Raw genomic sequence first — 11,623 nt, 5'->3', positions numbered from 1 at the left:
ACAATGCTTTGAGACAGCACTAAGCCGTGAACTCAAGTTCCGGCTCAAAGCTCGCGTCCCGTTAAAACGGGTTAAAATGTCTAGTCAGCTTTAGCTGACTTTAGCTATCAGCCGGAAATTTATTTCCCGGCTGACCTATAGATAACTCAGAAACAAACCTGTGACAATGCTTGGAGACAGAAAACCTTAATAAAAGGGAAGCAGCATCACGATTTATTTTGCCGTTTTCGCCTCAGCAATGAACCAGTGCCAAGAATCACTAAACCAATTAACCCCAGCATTGACGAGGGTTCAGGAACAGAAGTTGATGGCGGTTGCTGCACCTCAAACGCGCCAATGTCAGTTTGACTACCCGAAGTCCGGTTAAAGCCAGAACCCCGTTGGTCAGCAAGCCCTAAATACGTTTTAACTATCAATAAAACTTATCATAGAGTTCCGCGTCAGGTGAGGACGTTACTTCACATAAGCTTCATACAGCGCTTTTGGTAATAAGTGAGGTACACAGACAGATCCCCGACTTCGTAGGAGTTGTCGGGGATCTTGCTTAGAAATTTTGGTCGAGAGACGAACCCCAATAAAAATCTGTTGGGTTTCACTCCGTTCAACCCAACCTACTGGCGTGGCACAGCTAAAATTGTGGAGTAAATTTTACCATTGAATTGGGCGCACGCCATGCGCCCCTACGGTTTCTTTTCCGTAATTCTAATTCATCTTGCTTATACTAAATTCGGGTTAACTCCCCCCGTTATCACCCAGTCCGCGCAGGCGGACTACCCTTCGGGAAGGCTTCGCCTATGTTTGTGTAGCAGCGATTTCAATCGCCTCCTCTTGCTCTAATACCAACGCGATCGCTCCTCGAAAATCCTATTCAAACATGGGCGGTTCTTGTAGCTGATTTTCCGAAAAACTGAGGGGACTATGGGAAGGGGGTAAACTATTCACTGTCGCAGGTGTGCGAATTCGTTCTAGCTGACTCAATGCCCAACGCGCTGTTTCCTGAACATCAGCCTCCGGATCATCTAAGGCATAGGATAATAACTGACTCATTTGTGCGACTAATTCATACATCAACGTCACATCTCGGATCGCGTTTTTACGCACCTGGGGATTATCATCCTGTAGGGAAAGCGCTAATGCCCGATTCATCGGTTTGAGTGTCTTCATGCCAATTTGGGATAGCGCTTCTACAATTAAACTGCGCTGTTGAGAATCAGACTCTAGCATTAGATTCACCAAAGGTTGTACCGCCCTAGAATCCCCCCGTTGTGCTAGTTCCCAAATCGCTTTGCGTCGTTTGGCTGGATCAGAGTCTTGTATGTCTTTAATTAATTGGTTAATCCCATTTTTCTTCGCCAGCCGATGCTTCGGTTTCGTGAGTGCGGCGTTAGTTGAGGATTCAACATGGGATGGCGGTTTAATCGATGGGGAATCAGTAACACTCAACGTTAAAGGACTGTACCCGTTGGTATAGGATTCAGAGGGAGGAATTGGGGTGTCAACCGATTCGGCGGGTGATGAGTCTAGCCTATTGTTACTCGACATTACCATGGGCGGTTCCGGTTCCTCTGGAGGGGAAGAGGGCGGAGAATCCTCGGCTTTTGCAGAGGCTTGCCCTTTTTTGGGACTATCCAATACCTTGATTAAAAAGAATAAGCCTCCACCAAATACGACTAAGGTTCCAGACAAACCTGCGAGTATCCACAAGAGTTGCTTGCGCTGGCTGTTGGATTGAGCTTTTTCAGCATTTTGGTTGTCCTCCTCAGCGTTTTCTACTTCCGCCGGAGAATTATCAGGTTCAGGAACTTCCGCCGCCGCTGCTTGCAGCTTAGTCCATGTTGTTAAACCAACAACACCATCAGCGTTGAGATCGATTGACTCTTGAAATTCAATAACGGCAAGCCGGGTAGTGTCTCCATAGACGCCATCAGGTTCACCCTCATAGTAGCCTAGCTTTTTCAGTCGAGTCTGTAAGGCTTGCACTGTTTCGCCTCGACTACCCACTTGCAGGGGTAATTCCTCAATGCCTTTAGGACTTGGGGATTGGGCGAGGAGTAGGGGTTGGGATAGGTTAACCGAAGGATGGGCGATCGCAGGATTTAATCCCACAAAAGAACCAATGCCCATAAACCCGCCCAGGCAGGTCATGTAGGCAGCTAGAAGTACGGGGGAGCGATGGCAAGTCATAGGGAAATTAGGAACTTGAAGGGTTTGCCATGATAGTTTGCCTATTTAGTCTCACTCCAAGATAGCTCAAATTCTTACTCGTGACGTACTCCTATAGTGAACTACCTACATCAAATCTAAGATTATGATGTAAGCTTCGCATCTCATCCGCCAATGCCTCAATACCCGAAAGTACATTGGTCTGACTCAGCGTCTCTGGTTAGTTATCTAACCTTTATCTCCTAGCAGGAGAACCCACGCAGCAGCCCTGGTTCCCAAGGCAGAATACTATTTTTTCGCCGCTTGGTTTTCGCGGGAAAGTGGCTATAGTTCTAGCCGATAACTTTAATTTTAACAGATGAGAGTAATTTATGGTAAGGCATGAAAAAGCAAATGTTTATAAAAACAAGTTTTTCCTCACGGGCGATTTATCCCGACGCTGACATAAAAGTACAGCGTGGGACTTCTCGCCGAATCAAGTTAAGCTGAAATAGGTTAGCGGGGTAATCCTTCTACTTCAGAATCCTGGAGTTTGATCGGTAAAGCAATTAACCCCATCGCCTTCAAGCTGAGGATAAGGCGATCGCTCGTCGTTAAGGGTTCGGCGGTAACGGTTTGATTGACACTCGTCCAAGCTTGGCGGAATGATGTTAATCCCTGAGCAATTTCCTGACGCTGATTAATTAAATAGATACTCACTAACGTCAAACTGACGCCTACCCATTGCAGGGAACTTAAGACTTCCCCTAAAAACAGATTGCCAAATAGCAGAGCAAACACAGGAGTCAGAAACGTCAAAGCACTGAGACTGGTAAGATTCCCCTTAGAGGCAAAATAGAAGAATAACCCATAGGCGATCGCACTACCAAATATTGTTGAGTAAGCCAGTGCCATCCAACCACTTAAGTCAATGTTCACCCACTGTTGAGATTCCCACATACCCGACAGCGCAAACAAGGGTAATCCGCCTAAAATCAGATGCCAACCTGTCGCCACAACCGGATCGGCATATCGACAGATAAAGCCAATGAGTACCGTTCCCACAGCCATCGACAGGGACGCCAGTAACATCAGCCATTCCCCATTTTGAAACAGATGCTGCCAACTCAATTCCACTGTTGCCATATTGCCATGGAGCAGGCTCACAATCCAGGCATCGGGCAACCCAATCAAACTGATGCCCACAATACCAATTGCCAGTCCTATGCCACCCCACAGACCAATAATTTCACCAAAAAGCCAACCTGACAGTAAGGCGACAGCTAAAGGCTGAGAATCAATCATCACTGAACCCAAGCCAGCCCCGGTTCGCACTAAGCCCTCGGCTAAAAAGCCTTGAAACAAAGCACCGTCTATCAACGCAAACAGGCTAATCCATAACCAAGCTGCCCATCCTTTGGGCTGAGGACGCCCCATTATCGACGCTGCAATTAGAATAAGCACTCCAGCCGGGACTAAACGCACTCCTGCCATAAATAGAGGAGTTGTATCGGGAATGACGCCTTTCATCGCGACCATCGCCGTCCCCCACAGGAAAAACGGTGCAATCAGTGCAATCAACAGTAGGGGCGCACGGCGTGCGCCCTTTAAGGGGGCAAAAGGGGATTGGTTGGTTATTTTGAGCTGCATGAGATCGTGTTTATTATCAACGCTGGGGATCAACCCGATATATTTTTTTACGATTCTTTACATAGATTGTACTAAATTTTTACTTTATGTTAAGCATACGAGACAAAAATGTCATGGGTTATTGTCCTTTGTCCTTCGTCCTTCGTCATTCGACAGGTCTGTGCTGAAAACATGATTCGGACAAAAAGTCTGAGATCGTGCAAACTGGTAAAGTAATATAGCGGTTCTCACGCTGGCTAACGTATTTAACGTGGCGGGACACCGCTTCGTGTCTACATCCCTCATTTTTGAAACGATATGCCCTGGCCCTTTAAGCCTAAATCGCGTAAACAAATTGCTCGCATCGAAATCACGGGTTTGATTGCTGGTAATACTCGCCAACGGGTACTAGACGCACTCAAAACCGTGGAAGAAAAGAAATTTCCTGCCTTACTGTTGCGAATTGACAGTCCTGGTGGCACCGTTGGTGACTCTCAGGAAATCTACAGCGCCTTGATGCGCCTGCGGGAGAAGGTGAAAATTATTGCCAGTTTTGGGAATATCTCCGCCTCTGGGGGAGTTTACGTTGGTATGGGAGCTGAACATATCGTGACCAACCCTGGTACGATTACAGGAAGCATTGGCGTTATCCTGCGCGGCAATAATCTAGAACGCCTCTTGGATAAGGTTGGGGTTTCCTTCAAAGTTGTTAAATCGGGTCCCTACAAAGATATTCTGGGGTTTGACCGCGAACTCACTGAGCCAGAAAAGACGATTCTGCAAGAGATGATTGATACGAGTTATCAGCAGTTCGTGCAAACCGTTGCTGAAGCACGAAACCTGGCGGTGGAAACGGTGAGAAGCTTTGCTGATGGTCGAATTTTTACGGGTCAGCAAGCCTTGGATTTAGGGGTGGTTGATCGCCTCGGCACTGAGGAAGATGCCCGTCGCTGGGCAGCCGAACTGGTGGGTCTTGACCCAGAGAAAACAAAATGTGAGACGATTGAAGAACCTAAGCGCCTCTTGAGTCGTTTGATTCCTGGCAATACGGGTCGGATGAACTCTGGGTTATCGGCAGGGATAAATTGGTTAGAATTTGAACTATCGACCAGTGGTCAACCGCTTTGGCTCTATCGACCTTAGGGGTTTGCTCCAGGAACAGGGGAGCAGGAGAGCCGGGGTGCAGGGGAAACAAAAGAGTTAACTCATGCACCATGCCCTCGAAGGTTGTGAAGGGTCAAAGCTCAAAACCTAGTCAGGGCGGGTTTTGTACAAATGTTACCATCAATAGCTGGCGCGAAAATCCCTAAACCCGCCCCTACAAACCAGATTCCCTTGAGCAAGCGCGTTGGGTCAAAACTCAAAACTTTTTAGGAGGATATCAACAGTGGAGTGGCGTGTTCGAGCGATTCGTGGGGCAACAACGGTGTCAGAAAATACGGTTGCAGCAATTCGAGAGGCTGTAACAGAACTTTTAGATGAGATAGAAACCCATAATCAGATCGACCACGAGGAAATGATCAGTGTAATCTTTACAACGACACGGGATTTGGATACGATTTTTCCTGCCGCGATCGCACGCGAACGTCCTCATTGGGAAAATGTAGCATTACTCGATCTCCAGCAAATGTATGTAGAAGGAAGCCTGGAACGCTGCATCCGGTGCCTCATCCATATTAATACCCCTGTGAGCCAAACCGAGATTTATCACCCTTATCTGCGCCAAGCAAAAAACTTACGACCCGATTGGAGTTTAGCTTTCAACGCATGAAGCCCCACACCATAGCGGTACTCCGCTTGGTGCTGGGATGGATAGGCGGGTTGCTGTAGGAACGGAAGCAACCAATCAATCTGGTGCGTCTTGACCGAGGATGTCACTTGTTATTTAAATAACTTGATGTTTGACTCAGAGAAATGTCTCGCCCTGTAGACAACCTTCTCCGCATTATCGACGCCAGAGACTCACGTTTGCGTAAGTCCAGCATTTCGGCAAGACTCTGCTCATCCTTATCCAATGGATTTTTTTCTTGATCAGGTACGACGGTTACTTCAGTGTCTGAATCATAAGCAACTGTCTGGGAAGAGTCCAGCGTCTGGATTGCTTGTGTCTTAGCCAGCGATTGCGGCGGTTGGGAAACTTGACGGTGATTTACGGGGCGTCTCCGTTTTTTACGCCGACTTGGTTTAGACGGTTTGATAACTTGACGACGTTGAGTAGATTGCCTAAACGCCTGAGTGACTAACCAAGAACCGGCAGCACAACCAAAGGCTAGACCCAAAAATAAAGCAAGGGGTAAACCTTCTTTTGGTGAAGAGTTTTCTGTCGAGGAGGTTATCGGAGAGTTCGATAAGGGTGTCTGTCTTGCGGTTGATTCCAAAATCGTTGAGACCAAAGGTTTCGGCACAGATTTATCTGACTCAATCCGCCCAGGATCGAGTAAACCAACTGCTGCCACAGTGCCAATCAAGACGAGAAAGCCCCAGATTGTTCCCCACAAGACAAAGGGATACCTGTTAACGAGCTGCTGTAATACCTGTGGGTAATTGTGCTGTTCGGAAGAATGGTCAGATGAATTGAGCATTGACGCCCTTTACAGTCAGGATCAACTTGAAAACGCGACGCTTTGCGCCTTGAGAGTAGAGAAACCACTATGCTGAAGGAATTTTAACATGGTTTCTTGGATAACATGACAAAAATCCTCTCAATGCCATTACCGAGATGCGCTAGCATTAACAATCGCAAGGCGTAATTAAAGGGTGATCGAACAGATATGACAGGAGAGCTAACATCTACAATTAGCATTCGCGAGCAAAAGCAGCAACCGCATCACCCGGATAGTCCTGCTCACACTCACCTACCTCATGGCAGATCATCACGCCCAACTTGGACGATTGAGGAGAGTGAGAAACTTTATCGGATTCAGGGATGGGGAGAACCCTACTTTTCGATTAACGCCGTCGGTCATGTGACGGTTTCCCCCAAAGGCGATCGCGGCGGTTCCCTGGATTTGTTTGAATTAGTCGAAGCGCTCAAAGGACGTAATCTGGAACTCCCGTTATTAATTCGCTTTTCCGATATCCTTGCCGATCGCATTGAGCGCTTAAATGCTTGTTTTGCTAAGGCGATCGCTCGCTATAACTACCCAGGTTGTTACCAGGGGGTTTATCCAGTCAAGTGCAATCAGCACCGACATCTCGTTGAAGAGTTGGTACAGGTTGGACACCCCTATCAGTTTGGCTTAGAAGCGGGGTCTAAACCGGAACTGATGATTGCACTAGCCACCTTAAAAACTGATGGCGCTCTCCTTATATGCAATGGTCACAAAGACCGAGAATATATCGAAACGGCACTGCTATCCATGCGGTTGGGACAAAAACCGATTATTGTGATTGAGCAACTCGAAGAAGTCCAGCTTGTTATTGACATTTCGGCAAAACTAGGCATTGAGCCGATAGTCGGTGTACGAGCCAAACTGAGTACAAAAGGGATTGGGCGTTGGGGAGAATCCACAGGCGATCGCGCTAAGTTTGGTCTGACGCTTCCGGAGATCCTTTCGTGTGTCAATCAACTCCGGGATGCTGGATTGCTCAACGCCTTGCAGTTATTGCACTTTCATATTGGCTCTCAAACCTCTGCGATTAGCGTGATTAAAGATGCGATTCGAGAAGCCAGTCAAATCTATGTCGAGTTGCGTGCCTTGGGCGCTAATATGAACTATCTGGATGTGGGGGGTGGTTTAGCCATTGACTATGACGGCTCTAAAACCAACTTCCACGCCTCGAAAAATTACAACATGCAGAATTATGCCAACGATATCGTTGCCGAGGTGAAGGAAGCCTGTGAAGCACGTCATATTCCCGCCCCGGTGTTAATTAGTGAAAGTGGTCGTGCGATCGCCTCTCATCAATCCGTACTCATCTTTGATGTCCTCAATACCAGCGATGTTCTCTCTGGAGAACCTGCACCTGCTCACCAGAACGAACATCTGATTATCCGTAACCTCTGGGAAACTTACGGAAATATCACTGTCGAAAATTACCAAGAAGCTTACCACGACGCTATTCAATTTAATGAAGAAGCCAAAAGCCTCTTCAATCTCGGTTATCTCAGCCTGACTCAACGGGCTAGAGCCGAACAATTGTACTGGGCGTGCTGTGAGAAAATTCTCAATATTGTTAGAACTCAGGACTATGTGCCTAGTGATCTGGAAGACTTAGAAAAAACAATGGCGTCAATTTATTATGTCAACTTATCAGTCTTTCAATCGGTTCCTGATTCCTGGGCAATGAACCAACTCTTTCCGATTATGCCCATCCATCGGCTGGATGAGGAACCAACCCGTCGCGGTATCTTAGCCGATTTGACCTGTGACAGTGACGGCAAAATTAACCAGTTTATCGATCTGCGAGATGTTAAATCCGTGCTGGAACTGCATCCGTTAAGAAAAGCGAAAGTACAGGAAAACCAGAGTAGCGGCGGGGAGTTTACGGATCAGGTAACTCAACCGACTCCTCTAGAGGAATCGGGAAAAACCTCTCATCCTCAAACCAGAGAACCCTATTACCTCGGCTTATTTTTAGTCGGAGCTTACCAAGAAATTATGGGCAATTTACACAACCTGTTTGGCAACACCAATACTGTCCATATTCGACTCACACCCAGAGGCTATGAAATTGAGCATCTGGTTAAGGGAGATACCATAACAGAAGTATTGAGTTATGTTCAGTACGATGCTGAGGACTTAGTTGAAAGCATTCGTCGTCGCACCGAACAAGCTCTACGAGACAATAGCATTACCTTGGCAGAATCCCAACGGTTGCTGCAAAACTACCAGAAAAGTCTGAGTAGTTATACTTATCTGTCTTCTTAGTTAGGGTCTGGTTCTTCGGTACTTGTGTTTATGGTTAAATTGCGCACCCAACCAGCAACATGAATGGTTGGGTGAGCAACTCAGAGGTTATGGAGTGACGTCCTCCTACACCGACCCTACGGGTACAGTTGTAGGCTTCCTTTGTCGCCGTTGTAGAACGACGCTTCCGGCGTTTTATAGTGGGGAATACGCCCAGCCCCACTTTTTGCTTATCGCAAGAGAAACTTTGACGATATGAGGTTTGACTTTCACTGTCAACTTACCAGCATTCGCAGCTTTGTAAATGAGAATTGAAAGAATTTGTCCTCATCAGCGAATTATACCTTATGCTGAACTTGTTGTCAGAAAAAATCAAAACAAGCTTCTAGAGACTGGCAATTCATCTCACGCCTCCCTATCGGGTAGGACGTGAGGCTTCTTGCCAAATGAGCTAACCATTTTGACCCAGAAGAATTTCATCAATCGCTTGCTTTTCTTCGGGGTCTTGGGATGGAAGTGTCTGGCGGGTATCCGTAATCAGCCAATCGAGGGCAGCCGCTTGCACGTCAATTGTTGCACCCGTCTTATCAACGCAGTAACGTCCAAAGACCAGCTTATCGACTAAGCGAACGCCTGCACCCAAGCGGGAATATTCAAAAATAACGCTGTTATCAACCGTTGCGCCTTTACAAATCCAGCAATTCGGACCAATCATCGATGGACCAATAATTTTCGCTCCATCTTCAATATGGGTCATACCGCCAATGTAAACCGGTCCGGTGATATCCACTTTGTCCCAATTGACCGCCACATTTAATCCGGTGTAAACACCGGGAGCAACTTGTTTACCGGGAATCGAGACATTTTTGATGTCTCCCGTCAAAACACCCCGAACCGCATGCCAATAGTCGGGAACTTTGCCAATGTCCACCCACTGGAAATCCATTGATACGGCATAAAAGGGCGCATCCATTTCCACTAATTTGGGAAATAAATCGCCACCGATGTCATATTCCTGACCAGATGGAATATAATCTAAGACTTCGGGTTCAAAAATATAAATGCCCGTATTGATATTGGTGCTGAGAGCTTCTTCTACCGAGGGTTTTTCCTGGAAAGTTTTAATCCGACCGCTTTCGTCAGTCACCACCACACCGTAGCTAGAGACTCGCTCTCGCGGCACGGGTTTGGTCACAATCGTAGCCACAGAACCTTTTTCTTTATGCCACTTGACAGCAGCAGACAGATCGAGATCAATGAGAGCATCCCCGCAAAGGACAACAAAGGTGTCGTCAAAAAAGGGATAAAAGTCTTGGATCTTACGCATGCCACCGGCAGAACCCAAGGCTTCTCCCACCAGTTGACCATCGATAATTCGACCTTCAAATGAATAGGTAATTTCGACACCAAATCGTTGACCGTCCCGGAAGTAGCCTTCAATTTCATGAGCTAAGTGAGAGACGTTAACCACAACTTGCTCAAAACCATGCTGCCTTAGAAGTTCTAATAAAAACTCCATCACAGGTTTTTGCAGGATGGGAATCAATGGTTTGGGAATGGTGTAGGTAATGGGGCGAACCCGAGTCCCCTTACCGGCTGCCAGAATCATGGCTTTCATAAAATTATCTTCCTCAAGCTATGCCACAAATGTTCAAGTTGGTCAATTGAGTCTGATGCTCAGTGGTTGCCCTTAAGGACGTTGAACCGTTGTCAAGACTCATCCTATATACCGGGAAAAATGACAGAGATCAGGTGACAAAGGGGTAGGTTCACAAAAGTTTGAGTGACTACCGATACCTAATCAATCACTATGCACCACTAACCTGGGTAAGTACGTAGAAGGCTACATACCGTATACATGAGTATCTGAATGCTCTTGCCTGAAGCCAGGAGGCAAAACGGCAAGATGCGGTTCGTTGGACTGGTATTGGTGCATTCTGTCAAGTGTTGAACAGCCGATTAAGCTGCCAATCGGAATCGCAGATAACACCCCTGATTGATTTACCCCAGCGTCCGGATTTTTAAGTCTTGGTAGAATTCCTCTTGGGATAATTCCACCTTAGACTGAGCCGATAACAGGAGCAGCGCCCAAAACACACCGACTCGATCGCTGACTAGGGGTTTAGTGGTATCAACAGCCCTTGGGCGATTGTCATTCGTCGATACTGTTGGTGATACCGTCCACCACTCTAGCAATTGCTCTAGATTCAGCCAATCTTTTCCTGCTGCTATTTCATGCCAATGACCGGAAATAAACTGTTCTAGGCGTTTAGCAATGTCGGTTAGATTTTCATCGTGAGCTAGCTGGGTGATAGCTTGTGCTGCTTGTCCTCGTGATAGAGATTGTCGGCGGGTAGAGCGAATGGGTGTGGGGGTGGCTTCGAGTTGATCTGCCATTTGCTGCAATTGCTCGATCAACTCGTTTAGGGTGACGGGGCGTTTTTTGGGCGGGGGTGCAGCCGTGCGACGACGGATATGGCGTTCCAAATACAAGGGTAAGCGCGGTTCATTCGTGGGATCGATTTCCGAGGAGGTATCGCTGTCTTCGGGTTCATCGGGTTCCTCTAAACGCTGTAGCGTGTCGGCTTTGAGTAAAACAAGCATTGACGCCCATAAAAAAGCTTGTCCGGATTGGGACAAGTCGGTGTCACGCGGACTCATTTGGGCATCATCCCCCCAAGGGAGGCTACTGAGATAGCGATCAATCACTTCAATCACCTGAACATCCCAGGGATCGATTTCTCCCCGTTGGGCTAGGTCAATTAATAGCGCGATCGCTTCGGTCGCAGGTGTTTGTCTCATCAGAGATAGGGGAAGCAGGGGGAGCAGGGGGAGCAGGGGGAGCTGGGGGAGCTGGGGGAGCTGGGGGAGCTGGGGGAGCTGGGGAAGCAGAGGAAGCTGGGGGAGCTGGGGGAGCTGGGGGAGCTGGGGAAGCAGAGGAAGCAGGGGAAGCTGGGGGAGCTGGGGGAGCTGGGGGAGTTGACTAAACATTCAACACTCTC

At 47.5% G+C, this 11,623-nt stretch carries 10 protein-coding genes; 4 read left to right on the top strand and 6 right to left on the bottom strand.

All coding sequences use genetic code 11. The features are described from left to right. Nucleotides 1-206: 206 nt before the first annotated feature. The 3 genes from RIB93_RS03550 to RIB93_RS03540 form a co-directional block, all read right to left on the bottom strand. Nucleotides 207-416, bottom strand: a complete 210-nt coding sequence (locus RIB93_RS03550; RefSeq protein ID WP_446370342.1) for a PEP-CTERM sorting domain-containing protein — start codon at nucleotides 414-416, stop codon at nucleotides 207-209. Between the two features lie 448 nt (nucleotides 417-864). After that, nucleotides 865-2,145 carry a peptidoglycan-binding protein gene (locus RIB93_RS03545; protein WP_446370340.1) on the bottom strand — a complete coding sequence of 427 codons (1,281 nt, stop codon included), beginning with the start codon at nucleotides 2,143-2,145 and terminating at the stop codon, nucleotides 865-867. Between the two features lie 513 nt (nucleotides 2,146-2,658). Next, entirely contained in the window at nucleotides 2,659-3,792 is a 1,134-nt protein-coding gene (locus tag RIB93_RS03540; RefSeq protein ID WP_446370338.1) for a DMT family transporter, read from the bottom strand. A gap of 297 nt (nucleotides 3,793-4,089) precedes the next feature. Between RIB93_RS03540 and sppA the strand changes: the two genes are divergently transcribed. Beyond that, the gene (gene sppA / locus RIB93_RS03535; protein WP_446370336.1) at nucleotides 4,090-4,914 is read left to right on the top strand and encodes a signal peptide peptidase SppA; all 825 of its coding nucleotides are present in this window, start codon (nucleotides 4,090-4,092) and stop codon (nucleotides 4,912-4,914) included. Between the two features lie 244 nt (nucleotides 4,915-5,158). Then, nucleotides 5,159-5,542, top strand: a complete 384-nt coding sequence (gene aroH / locus RIB93_RS03530; protein WP_446370334.1) for a chorismate mutase — start codon at nucleotides 5,159-5,161, stop codon at nucleotides 5,540-5,542. A gap of 103 nt (nucleotides 5,543-5,645) precedes the next feature. Here aroH and RIB93_RS03525 read toward each other — a convergent pair whose 3' ends face one another. Next, complete coding sequence (locus RIB93_RS03525; protein WP_446370332.1) at nucleotides 5,646-6,353, bottom strand: hypothetical protein; 708 nt, start codon at nucleotides 6,351-6,353, stop codon at nucleotides 5,646-5,648. Nucleotides 6,354-6,542: 189 nt separating this feature from the next. Here RIB93_RS03525 and speA point away from each other — a divergent pair, with 189 nt between their 5' ends. Then, entirely contained in the window at nucleotides 6,543-8,642 is a 2,100-nt protein-coding gene (speA, locus tag RIB93_RS03520; protein ID WP_446370330.1) for a biosynthetic arginine decarboxylase, read from the top strand. A gap of 430 nt (nucleotides 8,643-9,072) precedes the next feature. On the opposite strand, the gene RIB93_RS03515 is transcribed toward speA, so the two are convergent. Next, nucleotides 9,073-10,239, bottom strand: a complete 1,167-nt coding sequence (locus RIB93_RS03515; RefSeq protein WP_446370328.1) for a sugar phosphate nucleotidyltransferase — start codon at nucleotides 10,237-10,239, stop codon at nucleotides 9,073-9,075. 383 nt (nucleotides 10,240-10,622) lie between these two features. Continuing rightward, entirely contained in the window at nucleotides 10,623-11,423 is an 801-nt protein-coding gene (locus RIB93_RS03510; protein WP_446370326.1) for a segregation/condensation protein A, read from the bottom strand. Between RIB93_RS03510 and RIB93_RS03505 the strand changes: the two genes are divergently transcribed. Beyond that, nucleotides 11,411-11,608: a hypothetical protein gene (locus RIB93_RS03505; protein WP_446370324.1), complete on the top strand. Its 198-nt coding sequence runs from the start codon at nucleotides 11,411-11,413 to the stop codon at nucleotides 11,606-11,608. The genes RIB93_RS03510 and RIB93_RS03505 overlap by 13 nt on opposite strands. Nucleotides 11,609-11,623 lie beyond the last annotated feature (15 nt).

Origin of the sequence: Coleofasciculus sp. D1-CHI-01, from assembly GCF_040218875.1 — a bacterium.
In the GTDB taxonomy this organism is placed as follows: Bacteria; Cyanobacteriota; Cyanobacteriia; order Cyanobacteriales; family Coleofasciculaceae; genus Coleofasciculus.
Note: the sequence above shows the minus strand (reverse complement) of the source record. Positions and strands in the feature narration are given on the sequence as shown.